Raw genomic sequence first — 19,544 nt, forward strand, 5'->3', positions numbered from 1 at the left:
GGGCATCGCGGGCACGTCGGAGGTGGAGGGCGGGCGAAGGGGTGCGCAGAGTGGGCGGGTGGATCGAACTTCGTCTGCCGCGGCGCTGCTGGTGGCCGTCACGACTCTGACCGGGTGTATGACCGTGCACGGGCCGGCGGTGCCCGCCTCGGGGCCGGGCGGCCCGCCCTCGCGGGCGGCGGCGGCCCGGCCGGACGGGAGCGCGCTGCCCCGCATGGACCCGGAGCCGGGCCGGGAGGCGCTGGAGCGGACCGGCCCCTCGCCCAGCCCCGGGACACCGCACCGCTCGGCGCCCGCCGCCGTGCCCGAACCCCGGCGCGCCCCCGTCGTCCCCGCCCCGCGCCGGGCGTACCCGGAGCGGCCCCGCACCGACACCCCGCACGCGCCCCGCGCGGTGCCGCAGATCCCGAACGTGTGCGCACTGGGCAAGAAGTACGGCGGCTGGCCCAAGAACAGCCCCCAGTCGACGATCTGCGAGCGGGCGTACGGGCGTTAGCGCTCCGGCCGCTGTCTCGGTGGTCCCCAGCCGTCGCCCTCCGGGGGGCCGGTGTCGGGGAGGCGGAGTTCCAGGCGGGTGATGGCGGCCCGGACGCCGGTGCCGTAGCCGTCGTCGGACAGGGTGTCGGCGGCGCGGCGGGCGCGGCGCAGATGGGTGCGGGCGGCGTCGGCCCGGTCCAGCTTGAGGTAGTCGGCCGCGAGGCTGAGGTGCAGCGAGGGGTAGAAGCCGCGCACGCTCGCGGGGTCGGCGCCGGGGCGGCCGTCGGTCAGCTCGTCGGCCGCCGACAACGCCCGGAGGTCCCAGGCGAGTTCGTCCGCCGGGTCGTCCTGGGTGTCGGCCAGGTAGTGGGCGAGGGTGCAGCGGTGCAGCGCGTCGCCGGACTCCGCCGCCTCCGCCCACAGCTCCAGCAGCCGGCGCCGGGCCTCCTCGCGGTCGCCGCCCCGGTGCAGCATGACGATCTGCCCGATCCGGGTGAGCAGGGCATCGGGCGCCGTCTGCTCCTGTCGCTCCGCCACCGCGCCCTCCGGAACCCGTCATCCGGCCGCTCGTCGGCCGTCCGCCCACGACGCTAACCGCAGCCGGCGGCGATACCGGGCAGGCGGCCCCGAACGGAACGCTGAGACCGCCTGGCCGGTCCCCGGTCAGCCCAGGTCGGGCACGCGCCAGTCGATCGGCTCGTGGCCCTGGGCGGCGACGGCCTCGTTGATCTGGGTGAAGGGGCGCGAGCCGAAGAACTTCTTCGCGGACAACGGCGAGGGGTGCGCGCCCTTGACCACCACGTGCCGCTTCTCGTCGATCAGCGGCAGCTTCTTCTGGGCGTAGTTGCCCCACAGCACGAACACCGCCGGGTCGGGACGGGAGGCCACCGCGCGGATCACCGCGTCCGTGAACTTCTCCCAGCCCTTGCCCTTGTGCGAGTTGGCCTCGCCGGCGCGGACGGTGAGCACCGCGTTGAGCAGCAGGACGCCCTGTTCGGCCCACGGCATCAGATAGCCGTTGTCCGGGACGGGGAGGTCCAGCTCCTCGCGCATCTCCTTGTAGATGTTCCGCAGCGAGGGCGGGGTCTTCACCCCGGGCCGCACCGAGAAGCACAGGCCGTGCCCCTGCCCCTCGCCGTGGTACGGGTCCTGGCCGAGCACGAGCACCTTGACCTTGTCGTACGGCGTCGCGTCGAGCGCCGCGAAGACCTCCTCGCGCGGCGGGTAGACGGGACCCTTCGCCCGCTCCTCCTCGACGAACTCCGTCAGCTCCTTGAAGTACGGCTGCTGGAGCTCGTCGCCCAGAACGCCCTGCCAGGACTCGGGCAGCATGGCGATGTCGGTCACGTCGGTCCCTCACGGTCGGCGGTCACTTTCCCAGGCTTCAGAACCTACAGGCGACCACTGACAACGCCGACGGCAGGCCGCTCACCAGCTGGTCTTCCGGGTCAGCTCCCACATCATCATGATCGTCGACGGGTCGAGGGCGCGCTCGCCGCCGGAGAGGTCCTCGCTCGCGGCGATGTACTGGCGTCCCTGCCACAGCGGGATCAGCCGGGCGTCGTCCACCATGATCCGCTGAGCGGCCGTCAGGTCCTTCACCACCTCGGCCCGGTTGCCCTGCGCCCGCGACCGGGGCAGCAGCTCACCGGTGATCTTCTTGCTGACGTACGGGGTGCCGAGCGCGTTGTGCTCGCCGACGAACGGCGCGATGAAGTTGTCCGCGTCGGGGAAGTCCGGGAACCAGCCCCGGCCGAACACCGGGTACTCCCCCTTCTGGTAGCCGGTGACATAGGTCTTCCAGGGGCGGGCGCGCAGGGTGATGGTGAACAGCCCGGAGTCCTCAAGCTGCCGCTTCAGTTCCCGGAACATCACGCCGGTCTCGGAGCCGTAGCGGTCGGAGGTGTACCAGAAGGTGAGCGGCACCCGCTGCTTGACGCCCGCCTCGGCGAGGATCGCGCGGGCCTTGCCGGCGCTGGGTTCGCCGAAGGTGTCGAAGTAGGAGGTGGTGTGGCCGGTGAGGCCCTTGGGGACCATCGAGTACAGCGGTTCGACGGTGTCCCGGTACACCTTGTGCACGATGGCACCCCGGTCCACGACCTGGGCGACGGCCTTGCGCACGGCGGGGTTCCCGGCCCAGCGGTCCTTGGGGTTGAACACCAGGTAGCTGATGTCGGTGCCGGTGCCGTCGACCAGTTGCAGCCCGGCCGGGGACTGCTGCTGGAGGGTGAGGATGTCCGCCGCGGCCAGTCCCCGGTAGGTGACGTCGATCCGCTTGTCGCGCAGCGCCTTGACCATCGCGGCGGAGTCCTGGAAGTACCGGATGGTCACCGCCTTGTTCTCCCGCTTGGCGAAGCCCTCGTACCGGTCGTTGCGCACCAGCACGGCCTCCTTGTCCTCCTCGTAGGACTCCAGCCGGTACGGGCCGGAGCCGTGCACGTCCTTGTCGGTGCGCAGGGAGCTCGGGGGGTACTCGCGCGGGTCGACGATGGACATGGCGGGGGTGGCGAGCACGAACGGGAAGGTGGCGTCGGGCTTCTTGAGGTGGAAGACGACCTCCCGGGTGCCCTGGGTCTCCACCCGGTCCAGCCCCTCCAGCAGTCCGGCGGGGCCGCTCGGCGCGTTGATGGTGCGGATGCGGTCGATGGAGTGCCGTACGGCCTCGGCGTCGAGCGGGTGGCCGTCGGCGAACTCCAGCCCGGCGCGCAGCCGGCAGCGGTAGGTGCGGCTGGTGGAGTCGGTGAAGGCGCAGGTCTCGGCGGCGTCCGGCTGGGGCGTGGTCGCGCCGTTCGGGTAGGCCAGGAGGGTCTGGTAGACGTTGCGGAACAGTTCCCAGGAGCCGTCCCAGGCGCCCGCCGGGTCCAGGGTGCTCGGCGCGCTGGTCGTCCCCACCACGATCGGGCTGCTGTCGTCCGGGCCGCCGTCGGAGAGCAGTCCGCAGCCGGGCAGCAGGGTGATGAGGGAGGTCAGGGACACGGCCGCCGCGACCCTGCGCCGGACTCTGTTCCGCTTGAACACGCGCTCGCTCCTCGATCCGCCGTACCAAGGTCGGCAGACCATACCGCAGCAGCGGACCTCTCGAACCTCCCCTGAAACATGGGTTGTTGATCGATTTTCGATGACTACGTTGTCATGTGCCGGGCCCGCCCCGGAACGCGGACGGGCGCCGCTCCCGCGAAGGGGAACGGCGCCCGTGGCGGCGCGGGCCGGGCGGGGTCAGCCCACCCCGGCGTTGAGGAGGATGCCACCGTCCACGACGAGCGTCTGACCGGTGACCCAGTCGGACTGCGCGGAGGTGAGGAAGGCCGCGGCCCCGCCGATGTCGGAGGGGACGCCGAGCCGGCCGAGCGGGTAGGCGGCGGCCGCCTCCTCCTCCCGGCCCTCGAACAGGGCCTCGGCGAACTTGGTCTTCACGACCGCCGGGGCGATCGCGTTGACCCGCACCTTGGGCGCGAACTCGTGCGCGAGCTGCTGGGTCAGGTTGATCATCGCGGCCTTGCTCACGCCGTACGCGCCGATGAACGGCGAGGGCGCGAGGCCGGCGACGGAGGCGATGTTGACGATCGCGCCGCCGTTCTCCCGCTGCCAGGCGTGCCAGGTCTTCTGGGCGAAGCCGAGCGCCGAGATCACGTTGGTCTCGAAGACCTTGCGGGCCACGTCCAGGTCGACGTCGGCGATGGGGCCGAAGACCGGGTTGGTGCCCGCGTTGTTGACCAGGTAGTCGACGCGGCCGAACGCCTCCATGGCGCGTTCGACGGCCTCGGTCTGGTGGGCGAGGTCGTGGGCCTTGCCGGCGACGCCGATGACGCGGTCGGCACCGAGACGCTCGACGGCCTCCTTCAGCGCCTCCTCGTTGCGGCCGGTGATGACCACGCGGTCGCCGCGTGCCAGCAGGGCCTCGGCGACGCCGTAGCCGATACCCCGGCTGGCGCCCGTGACGAGCGCGGCCTTGCCGGAGAGTGCGGGGAGTTCAGTCATGTCCGTGTGCTCCAGGGTTGCTCGGGTCGGACCGGCTAGTCGAGCGGTCCGCCCGCGACGTACAGCACCTGGCCGGAGACGAAGCCGGCCGCCTCGCCGGTGAAGAAGGCGATGGCGTTGGCGATGTCCTCGGGCTCGCCGACGCGCTGGACCGGGATCTGGGTGGCGGCGGCCTTCTTGAAGTCGTCGAAGCCCATGCCCACGCGGTCGGCGGTGGCCTTGGTCATCTCGGTGGCGATGAAGCCCGGGGCGACGGCGTTGGCGGTGATGCCGAACTTGCCCAGCTCGATGGCGAGGGTCTTGGTGAAGCCCTGCAGACCCGCCTTGGCGGCGGAGTAGTTGGCCTGGCCGCGGTTGCCGAGCGCCGAGGAGGAGGACAGGTTGACGACCCGGCCGAAGCCCGCGTCCACCATGTGCTTCTGCACGGCCTTGGTCATCAGGAACGAGCCGCGCAGGTGCACGCCGAGCACGGTGTCCCAGTCGGACACGCTCATCTTGAACAGCAGGTTGTCGCGGAGCACACCGGCGTTGTTGACCAAGATGGTGGGCGCGCCGAGCTCCTCCGCGATCCGCGCGACGGCGGCCTCGACCTGCGCCTCGTCGGAGACGTCGGCGCCGACCGCGAGGGCCTTGCCGCCCGCCGAGGTGATCTTCTCGACGGTGTCCTTGCAGGCGGCCTCGTCCAGGTCGACGACGGCGACGGCGTGACCCTCGGCGGCCAGCCGGACGGCGGTGGCGGCGCCGATACCGCGCGCCGCGCCGGTGACTACCGCGACCCGCTGTTCAGTGGTGGACATTGCTGCTTCTCCTCGCCCTTGAGAGAACCCGGCCGGTCCGGACCGGACCCGCCGTGCGGTGAGCGACCGCTTAGTACCTTCAGCACCCGTGACGCTAGAAGCCCTGGCACCCGGTGTCAACGGGACACCGGGCGGTGTGATCCATTACCTCACCAGGAGGTCCAGCAGACGCTCCGTCTCGGCCACCGGGTCGGCGGTCAGCCCGGTGTGCACCGGTCCGGGGCGCACGACGGTGGAACGGGGCGCGATCAGCCAGCGGAACCGCCGCCCGGCGTCGTCACCGGCCGCCTGCCCGGCCTCCTCACCGCCCGCGCAGATCCGCTCCACCGCGCCGAGCGCGGCCCGCACCCCGGCGACGTCCGCGTCCGGGTCGAGCGCGAGCAGCCGCGCCTCGTCCAGGTGGGTGCGGGCGCCGACGTAACCCCGGGCACGGCAGTAGACGAGCACGCCCGCGTTGATCCGCTCGCCGCGCTCGACGCGGGGGACGACCCGCAGCAGGGCGTACTCGTAGACCTCGCGGTCGCCGCCCTGGCCGCCCCGGATGATGTGGCGCTCGACCACACTTCCGGCCATGTGGATGTGGTGCTCGCTCACTTGCTCTCCTTGAGACCCTCGATGCGTTCATGGACGGTGCCCGCGCGGGCGAGCAGCGGGCGCGCGTAGGCCCGGCGCAGGTCGTCGGGGGTGTCGAAGCCGGGTTCGTCGGCCAGCCAGGCGTCGGGGATCTGGGCGGTGACCTCGGCGAGCAGGTCCTCGGTGACCAGGGGGGCCAGGTCGGCAGCGGCGGCGGTGACGTCGGGGGCGAAGCGGGCGAGGGCGTGGTCGGCCGCGCCGTAGGGCCGGGCGGCGGAGGCGTCCACGGAGGGCCAGTTGTGGTGCCAGATCATGGTGGCGCCGTGGTCGATGAGCCACAGCCCGCCGCCCTGGACCAGGAGGTTGGGGTTGCGCCAGGAGCGGTCCACGTTGTTGACCAGCGCGTCGAACCAGACGATCCGGCCCGCCTCCTGGGCGTCGACCGCGAAGGCGAGCGGGTCGTAGCCGAGGGCGCCGGAGAGGAAGTCCATGCCGAGGTTGGCGCCCCCGCTGGCGCGCAGCAGGTCCTGCACCTGCCGTTCGGGTTCGCCCAGTCCGAGCACGGGGTCGAGGCCGACGGTCACCAGCCGGGGCACCCGGAAACCGAGGCGCCGGGCGAGTTCGCCGCAGACGACCTCGGCGACCAGGGTCTTGCGGCCCTGCCCGGCACCGGTGAACTTCAGGACGTAGAGCCCGAGATCGTCGGCCTCGACGAGCCCCGGCAGCGAGCCGCCCTCACGCAGCGGCGTGACGAACCGGGTGGCGGTGACTTCGGTCAGCATTCGCCCAGGCTATCGCGCGTACGACGGCCTTCCCGGGCCCCTGTTCCGGCCGCGCGGACGGCGTCGGCCGGGTGCCGCCGGGCGCAGGACGGCGCGTTCCGCGACGGTCGCGCCCCCTACCTCGGCCCGGCCCGCCGCCCCTACGATCGGCGACGCCCCCTTCCGGCCGTAAGGAGCACCATGGCGACACCGCCCTTCGAAGCCCCGCACCGGCTGAACCCCTCCGGCGGCTGCCCGCACGCCGACAACGCCCGGCTGCTGGCCCTCGGCGCGGTGGCGCCCGTCGAACTGCCGGGCGGGATCGAGGGGATGGCCGTACTGGGCCACGACGCGCTGCGCGAGTTCCTCCAGCATCCCGAAGTCGCCAAGGACGTACGGCACTTCAAGGCGCTGCACGAGGGACGGATCGCGCCGGGCTGGCCGCTGCTGACGTTCGCCACCGTGCGCGGGATGACCACGGCCGACGGAGCGGATCACCGGCGGCTGCGCTCCCTGGTCAGCCGGGCCTTCACCCCGCGCCGGGTGGACGGACTCCGGCCGCGCGTCGAGGAGTTGACCGACGCGCTGCTGGACGGCCTCGCGGCGGCGGACGGCGTGGTCGACCTCCGGCAGCGCTTCGCCCTCCCGCTGCCGATGGGCGTCATCTGTGAACTCCTCGGCGTGGACGAGCGGTTCCGCGACCGGCTGCACCGGCTCAGCAATCAGGTGGTGGCGACCGACATCGGCCCGGAGGCCGCGCTCGCCGCAAACCGCGAACTCGTCGCCGTGCTGGGTGAGACAGCCATGAGCAGGGCCGCGCACCCCGGCGACGACCTGACCAGTGCCCTCATCGCCGCCCGCGACGAGGGCGGCGACCGGCTCGGACAGGAGGAGCTGATCGGCACGATGGTCCTGCTGATCGTGGCCGGGCACGAGACCACCCTGAACCTGATCACCAACGCCGTGCGGGCCCTGTGCGCCCACCGCGACCAGCTCGCCCTGGTCCGCTCCGGGGCCGCGAGCTGGGCCGACGTGGTGGAGGAGATCCTGCGCTGGGACTCACCGGTGAGCTACTTCCCGTTCCGCTACCCGGTACGGGACCTCGACGTCGACGGTACGACGATCCCGGCGGGCACCCCGGTCCTGGCCGGCTACTCCGCCGCCGGACGCGACAGGGCGGCGCACGGCCCGGACGCCGACCGCTTCGACGTGACCCGCCCGGCCCGCGCCGACGCGGTGCGCCATCTGTCGCTGGGGCATGGCGCCCACTACTGCCTGGGCGCTCCGCTGGCCCGACTGGAGGCGACGGTCGCACTGGAGCGGCTGTTCGCCCGGTTCCCGGACCTCGAACTCGCCTTGCCGGAGCAGGACTTGCCGCGTCACGCCAGCTTCGTGGGCAACAGTGTGCGGGAGTTGCCGGTCCGCCTCAGCGCTCCGGTGCCGCCTGGAGGGACGGCAGGGTGAGGTGCCACCACTCGGCCAGGCGGGCGGTGATGGTGGCGGTGCCCTCCAGCGCCTCGGTCAGCGAGCAGAGGCCGAAGAAGGCGCGCACCAGGGCGCGGGCGGTGGGGGCGGGCCGGATGTGCGGGGCCAGCTGGCCGGTGGCGCGGGCCTGGGCCAGCAGGCGGGTGGTGGCGGCGGTCCAGAGGGCGAACGGGTCCGGCAGCGTGGCGTTGATGACCTCGCGCTCCGCCCACAGCCTGGCGCCCCCGCGCGTCACGGGGTCCTCGGCGAGGGCCTTGGCGATGTCGTAGCTCAGCGCGACGAGCCGGTCCATCGGCGGGACCTTGTCGTTCGTATACCGGTCGGTGAGTTCGGGCCAGGTGGCGAAACGATCCTGGACGACCGCGAGGGCGATGCCCTCCTTGCTCGCGTAGTGGAAGTACACGGCACCGCTCGTCCGCCCCGACCTGCTGCTTATGTCGTTGACGCTGGTGCCCGCGTACCCGCGTTCGGCGAAGAGGGAGGCGGCTGCCTCCAGGAGTGAGCGGCGCGTTGCCCTGGCGCGTTCCTGCAACGTCCCGTCCACCCTCGCTCAACGTTCCCGACGCCGAAGAATCTAGTGCGCCCGCGTGCGCCGGGAGCAAGCGGCAACCACACTCGCGCGGTAATTGCGCTTTTCTTTCGAGGATGAACGCTGGCGAGTGGTAAAGGGTGCGCAACCCCACCGTTTCGGTGCTTCGCCGGCGGAACGGCGGCCTCCGTGCATCGGGGGCGGGCCTGACGTGATTGCTCCTCAACTGTGCTTTCGCACAATGCCGTTGAAGGACCCGGTGACCTCACCCGCCTCTGGCCGCCCTGGGTGCACATACACCCCGAAACCCCCCACCGTCGATAACTCTTTGTAGTCATTTCCTCACTCTGGGCACGCAAATAACGTAGCCGCCACGATGTTTCCGTTTCCCGAGCTATGCCGGGAATGCCCGTTACAGGGAGGTCATTGTGTCCACCACGGGCCATCATCTGCTGGGCTGGTCCCCCAGGGCCGTCGTCTTCGACTGCGACGGCACGCTGATGGACAGCGAACGCCACTGGCAGGAGGCCCGGGTCCGGGCCTTCCGGGGCTTCGGCCTCCAGGCTCCGCCCGGCTTCGCCGACCAGGCCAAGGGGGTGCACTACGCCGACTGCGGGCGGCTGATGGCCGAGGCGGTGCACAAACCGGAGCTGACCCCCGACCTGACGGCGGCCCTCCTGCACCACTTCCTCGACCTCGTCGCGGACGACCCGGTGACGATGCCGGGCGCCGTCGAACTCGTCCGGCTGCTCTCCGGGAGGCTCCCCCTCGCCGTGGCCAGCAACTGCCCCTCGGAGGTGGTGGAGGCGAGCCTCGAACGGGCCGGTCTGCGCGCCCACTTCGAGCACATCGTGGTCCCCTCCGCGACCCCGGCCGGCGACACCGGCACCGTCCGCCCCAAGCCGTGGCCGGACGTGTACGAGACGGCGGCGAAGCTGTGCGGAGTGGGCGCGGAGGAGGCGCTGGCCGTCGAGGACTCGCTGACCGGCGTGGAGTCGGCCCGCCGTGCCCGGCTGCGCGTCCTGGGCGTCGGCCCCCGGCCGGACGGGGACGACGTCCACCGGGCCGACCTGTGGGTAACGGCCCTGCACACACCGGAGTTGCTGGCCTGGGTGCACACCTGGGCACCGCTCGCCGGGAGTTGAGCCGGGCCCGGCGCTTACGCCGTCCTCATGCCCCGGCGGCGAGGATCGGGGCCGTCGGTGAACGTCAGGTGCCACGGGGCCGTACCCCTGGACGGATCAAGAACGTTCACCCCGGCGGAAGGAAACGCCCCATGACCAGCGCAACGCCCCGACCCACCGCCGGACCGGACCGGCGTACCGTGATCGCGGCGGCGGGAGCGGCCGGCCTCACCGTGGCGCTGGCCGCGTGCGGTTCGGGAGACGACGGCGGCTCGGACGCGGCCGGCTCCGGTTCCGCCGGGGACTCCCTCGCCAGGACGGCCGACATCCCCGAGGGCGGCGGCAAGATCTTCAAGGACGCGGGCGTGGTGGTCACCCAGCCCAGCGCGGGCACGTACAAGGCGTTCTCCGCCAAGTGCACGCACCAGGGCTGCGCGGTGGGGAGCGTCGCCGACGGGGTGATCGTCTGCCCGTGTCACAACAGCCACTTCTCGGTGGCGGACGGCAGCGTGAAACAGGGGCCGGCCACGGCTCCGCTGCCGGAGCAGAAGATCAGCGTGTCCGGCGACGAGATCAAGCTGGCCTGACCGGAAAGGGGGGGGGCCGCATGACCGTCACGCAGCAGCGCCGGGGCCGGAAGATCATGATGACCCCGGGTGAGCTGGACGAGTTCCTGACCAGTCAGCGCACCTGCCGGGTGGCGACCGTCTCGGCGGACGGCACCCCGCACGTGAGCGCGCTGTGGTTCGTCTGGGACGGCACCTCGCTGTGGCTCTACTCCGTGGTGCGCAGCAGGCGTTGGACCCAGCTCCGGCACGACGCGCGGGTGGCCGTGGTCGTCGACTCCGGTGAGGAGTACGACCAGTTGCGCGGGGCGGAGCTGTCCGGGCGGGTGGAGTTCGTGGGCGAGGTGCCGCGCACCGGGGAACTGTGCGCCGAACTCGACACGGCGGAGACGCTGTTCGCGCGGAAGAACTTCGGCATGGACGAGATGCCGCACGACGGCCGGCACGCCTGGGCCCGGCTGACCCCGGAGAAGGTCGTGTCCTGGGACTTCCGCAAACTCAGCGGGCGTTGAGGAGTCAGCCGAGCCGCGCGGCCGCCGCGCGCAGGGCGTCCACGGCGGCCCGGATCGAGGGCCGCCGGTCGGCGTCCGCGCGCCACAGCACGTAGACGTGCCGCCGTACCCGCTGCTTGAGCGGGACCAGGGCGACACCGGGCGGGACGGGGTCGCGGCCCAGCAGGGGCGCGATGCAGACCCCGAGTCCGGCGGCGACCAGGGCCAGTTGGGTGTGGGTCTCGCCCGCGCGGTGGCCGACGAGGGGTTCGACGCCCTTGGAGCGCAGGGTGAACAGCAGCCACTCGTGGCAGAACTCCCCCTCGCCCCAGGTGATCCACTCGTCCCCGGCGAACTCCGCGAGGTCGACCTCGTCCCGGCCCGCCAGCGGGTGCCCGGCGGGCAGGGCGACCTCGGCGGGGTCGTCCAGCAGGGGTTCCTTGACCAGGCCGTCCGGCACCGGCATCGGCTTGTTGTACCAGTCGAGGACGACCGCGAGGTCCAGGTCGCCGCGCGCGACCCCGGCGACGCCGAGTTCCGGCTCCAGTTCGCAGGAGCGGAGCCGCAGGGCGGGGTGCCGGGTCCGCAGGTCGGCGAGCGCGGCCGGGAAGAGGCCGCGGGCGGCGGTGGGGAACGCGGACATCCTCAGCTCCCCGGCGACCTGGCCCCGGTGTGCCTCCAGGTCGGACTGGGCCAGCTCGACCTGGGAGAGGATGCGGGCCGCGTGCTCGGACAGCAGGCGTCCGGCGTCGGTGAGGCGTACGCCGCGCCCGTTCTTGGCGAGCAGCCGCTGTCCGGCCTCGCGCTCCAGCTTGCCGAGCTGCTGGGACACCGCGGAGGTGGTCACGTGCAGCGCCTCGGCGGCGGCGCTCACCGAGCCGTGCCGGGCGAAGGCGTGCAGGGTGCGCAGGCGCTCCAGGTTCAACATGTAAGCGATCCTAAACGGTACCGCGCTTACATTCTCGATTGTGCTACGAAGTTGCGTCCAGCATCTTTGACGGCATGAGCACGGTCATCCCGCCCCGGACCCCGTCCCCCGCCGCCACTTCCGCCCCGGCCCCCGCGCGCCCGCCCCGCCTGCTCGACTGGCGGCTGCGCTTCGGTCTGCTGTCCCTGATCTGGGGCTTCAGCTTCCTCCTGATCAAGGTCGGCACCGACGCCTACGCTCCCTTCCAAGTCACCCTGGGCCGCCTGCTGTTCGGCACGCTGGTGCTCGTGGCGGCCATGGCCGTGAAGCGCGAGCGGCTGCCGCGCGGCGCACGCACCTGGGCCCATCTGACGGTCGCCGCGTTCTTCCTGAACGCCCTGCCCTTCTCCCTCTTCGCCTTCGCCGAGCTGACGATCCCCTCCACGCTGGCCGGCATCTGCAACGCCACCTCCCCGCTGTGGGGCATGGCCTTCTCCCTGGTCGCCCTCTCCGAGGACCGCCCCACCCGCATCCGCGTCGCCGGACTCGGCCTCGGCTTCCTCGGCGTGCTGACGGTGCTCGGCGCCTGGCAGGGCTTCCACGGCCTGGACGCCCGGGGCACCGCCCTGGCGCTCCTCGCCTCCCTGAGCTACCCGGTCGGCTGGATCTACGTCCGCCGCACCCTGGCCGGCACGACCGACTCCCACCTCTCGATGACGGGGGCGCAGCTCCTCCTCGCCACCCTGCAACTCGCCCTGGTCACACCGCTGTTCACCTCTGTCCCCATGAGCTTCCCGGTGGTGCCCCTGCTGGCGATCGCCGCGCTGGGCGCCCTCGGCACCGGCGTGGCGATGCTCATCCAGTACGGCCTCGTCGCCGAGGTCGGCCCCACCACGGCCCAGATGGTCACCTACTTCGTCCCGGTCATCGCCACGGTCGCCGGAGTGACCATCCTCGGCGAGTCCCTCCGCTGGACCACCCCGGTGGGCGCGGCGATCGTCATCGCGGGTGCGGCGCTGACGCAGGTCAGGCGCAAGGGCTGACCCCCGTCACCGCGGCGCCTACCCGTACGACCGCGCCAGAGAGGGCCGTACCGCCGCCGCCACCGCGTCGGCCAGCGGGGCGATGTCCGCCTCGGCCAACGGGGAGACTGTGATGCGGATCGCGGGCGGGGAGTCCAGGCGGAAGCGGGCGCCGGGGGCCACGGCCCAGCCGGACTGGAGGAGGCGGGCGACGGCGCCGGTCTCGTCGGGGACCGGGACCCAGACGTTCATGCCGCTGCGGCCGCAGGCCGTGACGCCGCGCTCGGCGAGGGCGTCGAGCAGCCGCCCACGGCGCGTGCTGTAGGACGCGGCCGCCTCGGGGCCCACCGCGCTGTCGGCCCAGAGGCGGGCCACGGCGCGCTGGAGCAGATGGCTCACCCAGCCGGGACCGAGCCGCTGGCGTCCGCGCACCAGGTCGACGGTGCGGGTGTCCCCGGCGAGGACGGCGAGCCGGAGGTCGGGGCCGTAGGTCTTGGAGACGGAGCGGACGAAGGCCCAGTGCGGGGTGGCGCCCGCCAGGGGGTGGGCCGGGAGGTCGACGAAGCCGTGGCCGTGGTCGTCCTCGATCAGCACGGTGCCGGGGTGCTCGCGCAGCACGGCACGCAGTTCACGGGCGCGGCCGGCGCTCACCGAGGCGCCGGTGGGGTTCTGGGCGCGGGTGGTGACGAGCAGCGCGCGGGCACCGGCGCGCAGGGCGGCGTCCAGCTCGGCGGGCAGCGGGCCCTCGTCGTCCACGCCGACGGGGACGGGCCGCAGCCCGAGCGCCGGGATCAGGTCCAGCACGCTCCCCCAGCCGGGGTCCTCCACGGCGACCGCGTCGCCGGGGCGCAGATGCGCGGCGAGGACACGCTCGATGGCGTCGAGCGAGCCCGAGGTGAGGGTGAGCGGCCCGGCGGGGACGCCGTCCGCGTCCAGCGCGGAGCGGGCGGCGCGGACGAGGTCCGGGTCGGCCGGGTCGTCGCCGTAGAGCGCCGGGGCGCGGTCCGCGCGGGCGGCGGCTTCCGCGAACGCCGGGCCGAGGGCGGGGAGCAGCGCCGGGTCGGGGTTGCCGGTGGACAGGTCGCGCGCGCCCTCGGGCACGTCGAGACGCAGTTCGTCGCGGCCGGTGGTGGCGGGCTTGGGGCGGACCCTGCTGCCCCGGCGGCCGGCGGTCTCGATCACCCCGCGCTCGCGCAGGGTGCGGTAGGCGGCCGCGACCGTATTGGGATTGACGTCGAGCCGGGCCGCCAACTCCCGCATGGGCGGCAGCGATTGCCCCGGCAGCAGCTCGCCCGAGCCGACCGCGTGTTCGACGCTGGCCGCGATCTCCGCTGCGCCACGCCCCTGAATCGGATACTCTCCTAGCACAAACATAATTATGCACTAGTGCAATCCAGCAGTCCAGGGAGGGCCGCCATGCAGGGCACCGGACAGGCAGCGCCGCAGGCCGACTACGCACCGACCGACCGCACCGTGCCCACCAGGGCCCCGCAGCGGGCGTCGTACGACCGGGAAACGGTGCACGCGATCCTCGACGAGGGCTACCTCTGCCACCTCGGCTTCGTCCGCGACGGCGCCCCCGTGGTGCTGCCCACGCTGTACGGCCGGGTCGGCGAGCGGCTGTACGTGCACGGGTCGACGGGGTCGCGCCCGCTGCGGATGACCGGCGCCGCCGATCCGGGGCTCCCGGTGTGCCTGACGGTCACCCATGTCGACGGGCTGGTGCTGGCCCGCTCCGCCTTCCACCACTCGATCAACTACCGCTCGGTGGTGGTGCACGGCGTAGCCCACGAGGTCACCGACCCCGAGGAACGCCGGGTCGCGCTGGACGCCATAGTGGATCAGGTGGTGCCGGGCCGCTCGGCCGACTCCCGCCCCGCCAACCGCAAGGAACTGGCGGCGACCGCCGTGATCCGGCTGGACCTGGAGGAGGTCTCGGCCAAGGCCCGCACCGGCGGCGTCGGCGACGAGCCGGAGGACCTCACCCTGCCGTACTGGGCCGGAGTCGTCCCCGTACAGAAGACCTACGCGGCCCCGCTCGCCGACCCCGACCTGGCACCCGGCACCGAACTGCCGGGCTACCTCACCGAGTTGACGAAGTGATCCCCTAGGCCGTGTCCGGAAAGTCCCGCCTGGCTCGCGACGCCTGGCACGTTCCCCCAAGCTCTGCGAGCAGGGGGGACCCCCAGCGGCGTTGTCGGGATCGTCCTCGTACGCCCAGTACGAGGACGACCCTCCGCCTTGCGAGCGCACGCACCAGACGCCGCGAGCCCTGCCCTCCGGGCAAACGGCGCCACTTTCCGGACACGACCTAGGCGGCGGTCCCCCGCGCCGACAGCTCCCGTTCCGCACCGCCCTCCGCGGCCGGGGCGGGGGTACCCCCGGCCGGCGCCGAGGACTGCGCGATGAACGCCCCGAGGAGGACGACCGCGCCGCCGGCCACCTGGGGCAGCGACAGATGCTCGCCGAGCAGTACCCAGGCCAGCACCGTGGCGATGACCGCCTCCAGGCACGCGACGACCCCGGCGACCTGCGGCGACAGCCGCCGTACCGACAGCACCCCGGTGACGTAGGCGGCGACCGTGGCCACGAGCACGATCCAGACGAGCAGCGCGAGCGCGGGCACCGGGGTGCCGTCGAGGTGCGCGGTGCCGGTCAGCACCGAGCGGTCCATGGTCCAGGGCCGCGCGACGAGGGTGAGCACGGCGGCGCCGACCAGCAGGCCGTACGCGATCACGCCGAGCGGATCGGGGGCCCGCTCCCCCGCGTCGCCGCCCGAGTCGGACAGGACGAAGTAGCCGACCTGGCAGCAGGCGGCCCCGAGCGCGAGCAAGAGGCCGAGCGCGTCGAAGCGCAGCCCGGACCACACCTCGACCACGCAGGCGAGCCCGCCGGCCGCGAGGACCACACCGAGCGCGGCCGCCCTGGTCACCGGCCGCCGCTGCACGAACCGCACCCAGCCCAGCACCAGCGCCGGGGCCAGATACTCGATCAGCAGCGCGACCCCGACCGGGATACGGGAGAGCGCGGCGAAGTAGCACGCCTGCACCCCGGCCACCGCGAGCAGCCCGAACCCGGCGAGCAGCGCCGGGCGGTGCCGGAGCAGCGCGCGGTGCCGTACGGCGAGGGGCAGCATCACCAGGGCGGCGCCGGTCGCCCGGAGCCAGACGACGTGCAGCGGGTCCAGGCCCGCCTCGATCAGCGGCTTGGCCGCGACTCCCGACCCGCCGAAGGCCAGGGCCGAGACCAGCGCGAGGCCCAGGCCGGCGCTCCGGCCGCTCCCACTGTTTCCGGACGTACGCACGCGCACATGATGACAGGCGATGACATGAGCTTCACCCCTGTTGACACCTGTCTCAGCAGGTGGACGAGGCTCAGCCGCCCGCTCCGCGCGGCGCCTTCCCGGCGGCCAGGACGCCCGCCGGGATTCCGGCGTGCTCCAGCACCTCGACGGCGCGGGAGCGCGGGTCGGTGGCCAGGGCGGCGAGCAGATCGAGGCCGCCGGCGTGGTGCCCGCCCCGGCGCGTTGCGCGGCGCCGGGCCTCCCGCATGGCCTCGGCCGCGAGGGGCGACCAGCGCTCGGGCCCCTCGAAGGTGCCGTCGCCCCGCACGGGTCTGGGCACGGCACCCGGTGTGCCGCCGCCCTCCGCCACCCGTTGCCAGCCGAGCCCGTAGCCGATACTGCGCTGCACCAAGTAGCCGAGCAGCCGGATCAGTTGGGGGCCGATGGCGGAGCGGGCCTCGGGGTCCGCGTCCAGGAGCGAGTGCAGCAGGTGGGCGGTGTCGATCTGCCGGTCGCCGTCCCGCACGGCGCGGCGGCGCGCACCGGCGACGACCGCGGCGAGCGTCGCGTCGAGTCCGGTGTCGTCCGGAGCGCCGGCGCCGCCCTCGTCGGGTGCGGTCCGACCGGCTGTACGGGGTTCCACGCTCCCACCCCATCAGTCACGGCGGTCCCTTCACATCCGCGAGCAGAACCATTCGCGCGTCCCACGCAGAGTGGAGACCGGCGTACGCCGTCTCCTCCTCACGGATGAGGCCGCGCCTCCCTTCCCGGGGGCGCGCCGGGTCCGTGACGCGCTCCGGCGCAACCACACGGCTCCCCCACACGTCTCACATGAAGTGGAGGAAGGATGCCCGTGCTGGCTGGTCGGCCTGCCGGCGGTCGACGGCAAGCAGTACGTCTACCGGGTGTACGCCCCGGGGGACGCACTGCCCGCCGACCTGTTCTGGGACGCCTGGCACTGCCACGACGAGGGCCCCTTCCCCCGGGCGTGGGACCTGTTCGACGCGGCGGTGATACGCCGGGTGCCGGCGGCCTGAGCCCCGGCACTCGCCGGCCAGGGCTCAGTCCTCGTCGGCGAGGATGAGGTACAGCTTCTTGCGGGCGTCGTTGAGGACGGCCAGCGCCTTCTCCCGCTGCTCCTTGGTGCCGGTCTTCCAGACCTGCCCGAAGGCTTCCATCAGACCGGACCCGGCCTGACGGATCTCGCTGAGCGCCTCCCAGTCGACACCTCGCGTGGCTTCCTCCCAGGGGGCGTCCGGCCCCTCCTCGGCGGCGGTACGGCCGGCCTCGGTGAGCGCGAACAGCTTCTTGCCGCCCTCGCTCGCGCTGGCGATCAGGCTCTCGTCCTCCAGCAGCTGCAGCGTGGGGTAGACCGAGCCGGGGCTCGGCTTCCACGCGCCGCCACTGCGCTCGGCGATCTCCTGGATCATCTCGTAGCCGTGCATCGGGCGGTCCTTGAGCAACGCCAGGATCGAGGCCCGCACGTCACCGCGCCGCGCCCTCCCCCTCGGCCCACCGCGCCCACGACCACCCCCGAACCCGGGCCCGCCGAACATCGGCCCGCCGAACCCAGGTCCCCCCGGCCCGAAGGGCCCGAACGCCCCCCGCTCCCCCTCGAACCCCGGCCGACCATGCCCACCCGGACCGGCACCCCAGTGCCCTCGGTGAAATCCATGACCGTGCATGACGATCACTCCGTTCTGTCGTCGATCCATCACATCCGATCGCGTTCCTTACGCGACACGTCAACGATATATCGCTAACTCACTCACCGACAAGCCCCTCGGCGAAGAAAGGGACCGGTGGCCACCGGCAGGTGGACCGGAGGCGGAGGGCGCGGGCGGCTCCGCCTACGCTGGCGAGGTGACTGACGAACAGGAGCGGGTGCGGCCGTCGGGAGTGTGGGCCACGGCGGTGGGGGTGGCCAAGGTGCGGGCGCTGGAGAGCGAGCGGGAGAACGCCCTGTTCCGCGACCCGCTGGCACGGGCCTTCGCCACCGCCGGTGGCCTGTGGCCCTCCTCGCCGCCGCCGCACGACGACGAGGCCGCGCGCCGCCGCCGGCTGGCCGTGTCGTTCTCCATCGTCATCAGGACCAAGTTCCTCGACGACCTGTTGGAGGAGGCCTCCGCGTCCGGAGTCCGGCAGGTCGTGCTGCTCGGCGCCGGCATGGACAGCCGGGCCTTCCGGATCGACTGGCCCGAGGGCACCCGGCTGTTCGAGGTCGACACCGCCACACCCCTGGACTTCAAGGCTTCGGTGCTGCGCCAGGAGGGCGCCGTCCCACGCTGCGAGCGGATCACCGTCGCGGTGGATCTGCGCGAGGACTGGCCGGAGGCGCTGGCCGCCGCGGGGCACGACCCGGCGGCGCCGACCGTGTGGATCGCCGAGGGACTGCTGATCTATCTGCCCGAGGACGCGGTGGAACTGCTGCTGGCCCGGATCGGCGCGCGGTCGGCGGCAGGCAGCCGGATGGGGCTGACACTGGGCTCGCGTGGCGTGATCGAGCGCTTCGGTGCGGACGCGGTGCCGGGGTCGGCCGCCTCCCTGTGGGTCTCGGAGATGCCCGACGACCCGGTGGGCTGGCTGGCCGGGCACGGCTGGAAGGCCGACAGCCACACCCTGCGCGAGCGCGCTGCCGCCTACGGCCGCCCGATCACCACCCCGCCGCAGCGCGAGGAACGTCCCGGCGGACTCGTCTCGGCCGTCCGCGGGTAGAGCGCCTCACCGAAGCGCCGGCACACGACACCGGGAAACGCGCTGGCCGCCCTTCGCCGCACCGGCATACGATCCCCCGCATGACGACACGTCTGGTGCAGATCTCGATGAAGGCCGCGGACAAGTCGGCGCTCGGGCGGTTCTGGGCGGAGGCGCTCGGGTGGGAGGTCACAGGGGACACGGCCGACGAGACGAATGTCGAGCCCGGGGGCGTCACGTACCCCTCCCCCGAGGCCGTCTGCATCGACGTGCTCACCGTCCCGGTCCCCAAGACGGTGAAGAACCGCGTCCATCTCGACCTCGCCACCACCTCCGAGGCCCACCAGGCGGAACTGGTGTCCCGGCTGCGGGAGTTGGGTGCCACGCCCGTCGACATCGGCCAGGGCGACGTCCCCTGGACCGTCCTCGCAGACCCGGAGGGCAACGAGTTCTGCGTGCTGGAGCCCCGGGAGCTGTACCGGGACACCGGCCCCGTGGCCGCGGTGGTCGTCGACTGCGCGGACCCGCGCGCCATGGCCCGGTTCTGGGGCGAGGCGATGGACTGGAACGTGCACGAGGTCACCGACGACGTCGCCCGCCTCCGCTCCGCCAAGGCCGTCGGCCCCTACCTGGAGTTCATCCGCACCCCGGACGCGAAGACCGGCCTGAACCGCGTCCACTTCGACCTCCGCCCCTACCCCGGCGACGACCAGGCCGCCGAGGCCGCCCGCCTCCGCGCGCTGGGCGCCACCGACCTCGACTTCGGCCAGGGCGACGTCTCCTGGACCGTCCTCACCGACCCGGAGGGCAACGAGTTCTGCCTGCTGGTCCCGCTGTAGTGCGCACCGCCTGACCAT

General features: G+C 73.0%; 23 protein-coding genes. 10 read left to right on the forward strand and 13 right to left on the reverse strand.

Annotation, left to right across the window (positions count from 1 at the left end; translation table 11 throughout):
- Positions 1–118: 118 nt before the first annotated feature.
- Entirely contained in the window at positions 119–496 is a 378-nt protein-coding gene (locus D0Z67_RS03550; RefSeq protein WP_051887823.1) for a hypothetical protein, read from the forward strand.
- Here D0Z67_RS03550 and D0Z67_RS03555 read toward each other — a convergent pair.
- The 7 genes from D0Z67_RS03555 to D0Z67_RS03585 form a co-directional block, all read right to left on the reverse strand.
- Positions 493–1,014, reverse strand: a complete 522-nt coding sequence (locus D0Z67_RS03555; RefSeq protein WP_031181955.1) for a hypothetical protein — start codon at positions 1,012–1,014, stop codon at positions 493–495. The genes D0Z67_RS03550 and D0Z67_RS03555 overlap by 4 nt on opposite strands.
- A 126-nt stretch (positions 1,015–1,140) precedes the next feature.
- Positions 1,141–1,824 carry a uracil-DNA glycosylase gene (gene ung / locus D0Z67_RS03560; protein ID WP_031181956.1) on the reverse strand — a complete coding sequence of 228 codons (684 nt, stop codon included), beginning with the start codon at positions 1,822–1,824 and terminating at the stop codon, positions 1,141–1,143.
- An 81-nt stretch (positions 1,825–1,905) separates the two neighbouring features.
- Positions 1,906–3,495 carry an ABC transporter substrate-binding protein gene (locus D0Z67_RS03565; protein WP_031181957.1) on the reverse strand — a complete coding sequence of 530 codons (1,590 nt, stop codon included), beginning with the start codon at positions 3,493–3,495 and terminating at the stop codon, positions 1,906–1,908.
- Positions 3,496–3,693: 198 nt separating this feature from the next.
- A complete protein-coding gene (locus D0Z67_RS03570) occupies positions 3,694–4,455 on the reverse strand; it encodes an SDR family oxidoreductase (RefSeq protein WP_031181958.1) in 762 nt (253 codons plus the stop codon).
- A 35-nt stretch (positions 4,456–4,490) separates the two neighbouring features.
- Positions 4,491–5,252 carry a 3-oxoacyl-ACP reductase FabG gene (fabG, locus tag D0Z67_RS03575; RefSeq protein WP_030808836.1) on the reverse strand — a complete coding sequence of 254 codons (762 nt, stop codon included), beginning with the start codon at positions 5,250–5,252 and terminating at the stop codon, positions 4,491–4,493.
- 144 nt (positions 5,253–5,396) lie between these two features.
- Positions 5,397–5,846, reverse strand: a complete 450-nt coding sequence (locus D0Z67_RS03580) for a DUF3037 domain-containing protein (protein WP_031181959.1) — start codon at positions 5,844–5,846, stop codon at positions 5,397–5,399.
- Positions 5,843–6,607, reverse strand: a complete 765-nt coding sequence (locus D0Z67_RS03585) for a HipA family kinase (RefSeq protein ID WP_031181960.1) — start codon at positions 6,605–6,607, stop codon at positions 5,843–5,845. Before D0Z67_RS03585 ends, D0Z67_RS03580 begins: the two co-directional genes overlap by 4 nt.
- A gap of 180 nt (positions 6,608–6,787) precedes the next feature.
- On the opposite strand from D0Z67_RS03585, the gene D0Z67_RS03590 reads away from it, so the two are divergent.
- On the forward strand, positions 6,788–8,050 hold the full coding sequence (locus tag D0Z67_RS03590; RefSeq protein WP_031181961.1) for a cytochrome P450 family protein: 1,263 nt from the start codon (positions 6,788–6,790) through the stop codon (positions 8,048–8,050).
- On the opposite strand, the gene D0Z67_RS03595 is transcribed toward D0Z67_RS03590, so the two are convergent.
- On the reverse strand, positions 8,013–8,615 hold the full coding sequence (locus tag D0Z67_RS03595; protein ID WP_199812202.1) for a ScbR family autoregulator-binding transcription factor: 603 nt from the start codon (positions 8,613–8,615) through the stop codon (positions 8,013–8,015). The genes D0Z67_RS03590 and D0Z67_RS03595 overlap by 38 nt on opposite strands.
- A 413-nt stretch (positions 8,616–9,028) precedes the next feature.
- Between D0Z67_RS03595 and D0Z67_RS03600 the strand changes: the two genes are divergently transcribed.
- The 3 genes from D0Z67_RS03600 to D0Z67_RS03610 all read left to right on the forward strand — a co-directional run bounded on the left by D0Z67_RS03600 (position 9,029) and on the right by D0Z67_RS03610 (position 10,802).
- The gene (locus tag D0Z67_RS03600; RefSeq protein WP_031181963.1) at positions 9,029–9,745 is read left to right on the forward strand and encodes an HAD family hydrolase; all 717 of its coding nucleotides are present in this window, start codon (positions 9,029–9,031) and stop codon (positions 9,743–9,745) included.
- Between the two features lie 131 nt (positions 9,746–9,876).
- Complete coding sequence (locus D0Z67_RS03605) at positions 9,877–10,311, forward strand: Rieske (2Fe-2S) protein (protein WP_031181964.1); 435 nt, start codon at positions 9,877–9,879, stop codon at positions 10,309–10,311.
- Between the two features lie 20 nt (positions 10,312–10,331).
- Positions 10,332–10,802, forward strand: a complete 471-nt coding sequence (locus tag D0Z67_RS03610) for a pyridoxamine 5'-phosphate oxidase family protein (protein ID WP_031181965.1) — start codon at positions 10,332–10,334, stop codon at positions 10,800–10,802.
- A 4-nt stretch (positions 10,803–10,806) separates the two neighbouring features.
- Here D0Z67_RS03610 and D0Z67_RS03615 read toward each other — a convergent pair whose 3' ends face one another.
- On the reverse strand, positions 10,807–11,709 hold the full coding sequence (locus D0Z67_RS03615) for a LysR family transcriptional regulator (protein ID WP_031181966.1): 903 nt from the start codon (positions 11,707–11,709) through the stop codon (positions 10,807–10,809).
- A 74-nt stretch (positions 11,710–11,783) separates the two neighbouring features.
- On the opposite strand from D0Z67_RS03615, the gene D0Z67_RS03620 reads away from it, so the two are divergent.
- A complete protein-coding gene (locus D0Z67_RS03620) occupies positions 11,784–12,731 on the forward strand; it encodes a DMT family transporter (protein ID WP_199812203.1) in 948 nt (315 codons plus the stop codon).
- 18 nt (positions 12,732–12,749) lie between these two features.
- On the opposite strand, the gene D0Z67_RS03625 is transcribed toward D0Z67_RS03620, so the two are convergent.
- Complete coding sequence (locus D0Z67_RS03625; protein ID WP_107059598.1) at positions 12,750–14,078, reverse strand: aminotransferase class I/II-fold pyridoxal phosphate-dependent enzyme; 1,329 nt, start codon at positions 14,076–14,078, stop codon at positions 12,750–12,752.
- 48 nt (positions 14,079–14,126) lie between these two features.
- Here D0Z67_RS03625 and D0Z67_RS03630 point away from each other — a divergent pair, with 48 nt between their 5' ends.
- The gene (locus D0Z67_RS03630) at positions 14,127–14,813 is read left to right on the forward strand and encodes a pyridoxamine 5'-phosphate oxidase family protein (RefSeq protein ID WP_031181969.1); all 687 of its coding nucleotides are present in this window, start codon (positions 14,127–14,129) and stop codon (positions 14,811–14,813) included.
- 208 nt (positions 14,814–15,021) lie between these two features.
- Here D0Z67_RS03630 and D0Z67_RS03640 read toward each other — a convergent pair whose 3' ends face one another.
- Together D0Z67_RS03640 and D0Z67_RS03645 are read right to left on the reverse strand one after the other, a co-directional pair.
- Positions 15,022–16,014, reverse strand: a complete 993-nt coding sequence (locus D0Z67_RS03640; protein ID WP_382847025.1) for an EamA family transporter — start codon at positions 16,012–16,014, stop codon at positions 15,022–15,024.
- Positions 16,015–16,084: 70 nt separating this feature from the next.
- Positions 16,085–16,636, reverse strand: a complete 552-nt coding sequence (locus D0Z67_RS03645; RefSeq protein WP_031181971.1) for a Clp protease N-terminal domain-containing protein — start codon at positions 16,634–16,636, stop codon at positions 16,085–16,087.
- 193 nt (positions 16,637–16,829) lie between these two features.
- On the opposite strand from D0Z67_RS03645, the gene D0Z67_RS03650 reads away from it, so the two are divergent.
- A complete protein-coding gene (locus D0Z67_RS03650) occupies positions 16,830–17,030 on the forward strand; it encodes a hypothetical protein (RefSeq protein ID WP_037775339.1) in 201 nt (66 codons plus the stop codon).
- A 24-nt stretch (positions 17,031–17,054) separates the two neighbouring features.
- Here the strand turns inward: D0Z67_RS03650 and D0Z67_RS03655 are convergent, their stop codons facing one another.
- Complete coding sequence (locus D0Z67_RS03655) at positions 17,055–17,678, reverse strand: PadR family transcriptional regulator (protein WP_031181972.1); 624 nt, start codon at positions 17,676–17,678, stop codon at positions 17,055–17,057.
- 214 nt (positions 17,679–17,892) lie between these two features.
- Between D0Z67_RS03655 and D0Z67_RS03660 the strand changes: the two genes are divergently transcribed.
- Complete coding sequence (locus tag D0Z67_RS03660; protein WP_037775343.1) at positions 17,893–18,708, forward strand: class I SAM-dependent methyltransferase; 816 nt, start codon at positions 17,893–17,895, stop codon at positions 18,706–18,708.
- Between the two features lie 80 nt (positions 18,709–18,788).
- Positions 18,789–19,526 carry a VOC family protein gene (locus D0Z67_RS03665; protein ID WP_031181974.1) on the forward strand — a complete coding sequence of 246 codons (738 nt, stop codon included), beginning with the start codon at positions 18,789–18,791 and terminating at the stop codon, positions 19,524–19,526.
- Positions 19,527–19,544: the final 18 nt, after the last annotated feature.

This window comes from Streptomyces seoulensis (genome assembly GCF_004328625.1).
In the GTDB taxonomy this organism is placed as follows: domain Bacteria; phylum Actinomycetota; class Actinomycetes; order Streptomycetales; family Streptomycetaceae; genus Streptomyces; species Streptomyces seoulensis.

Coding starts and splice junctions, on each gene's coding strand:
- D0Z67_RS03550 (WP_051887823.1), top strand. CDS start 119: ATGACCGTGCACGGGCCGGCGGTGCCCGCCTCGGGGCCGGGCGGCCCG.
- D0Z67_RS03570 (WP_031181958.1), bottom strand. CDS start 4,455: ATGACTGAACTCCCCGCACTCTCCGGCAAGGCCGCGCTCGTCACGGGC.
- fabG (WP_030808836.1), bottom strand. CDS start 5,252: ATGTCCACCACTGAACAGCGGGTCGCGGTAGTCACCGGCGCGGCGCGC.
- D0Z67_RS03585 (WP_031181960.1), bottom strand. CDS start 6,607: ATGCTGACCGAAGTCACCGCCACCCGGTTCGTCACGCCGCTGCGTGAG.
- D0Z67_RS03590 (WP_031181961.1), top strand. CDS start 6,788: ATGGCGACACCGCCCTTCGAAGCCCCGCACCGGCTGAACCCCTCCGGC.
- D0Z67_RS03605 (WP_031181964.1), top strand. CDS start 9,877: ATGACCAGCGCAACGCCCCGACCCACCGCCGGACCGGACCGGCGTACC.
- D0Z67_RS03610 (WP_031181965.1), top strand. CDS start 10,332: ATGACCGTCACGCAGCAGCGCCGGGGCCGGAAGATCATGATGACCCCG.
- D0Z67_RS03615 (WP_031181966.1), bottom strand. CDS start 11,709: ATGTTGAACCTGGAGCGCCTGCGCACCCTGCACGCCTTCGCCCGGCAC.
- D0Z67_RS03620 (WP_199812203.1), top strand. CDS start 11,784: ATGAGCACGGTCATCCCGCCCCGGACCCCGTCCCCCGCCGCCACTTCC.
- D0Z67_RS03630 (WP_031181969.1), top strand. CDS start 14,127: ATGCAGGGCACCGGACAGGCAGCGCCGCAGGCCGACTACGCACCGACC.
- D0Z67_RS03655 (WP_031181972.1), bottom strand. CDS start 17,678: ATGCACGGTCATGGATTTCACCGAGGGCACTGGGGTGCCGGTCCGGGT.
- D0Z67_RS03665 (WP_031181974.1), top strand. CDS start 18,789: ATGACGACACGTCTGGTGCAGATCTCGATGAAGGCCGCGGACAAGTCG.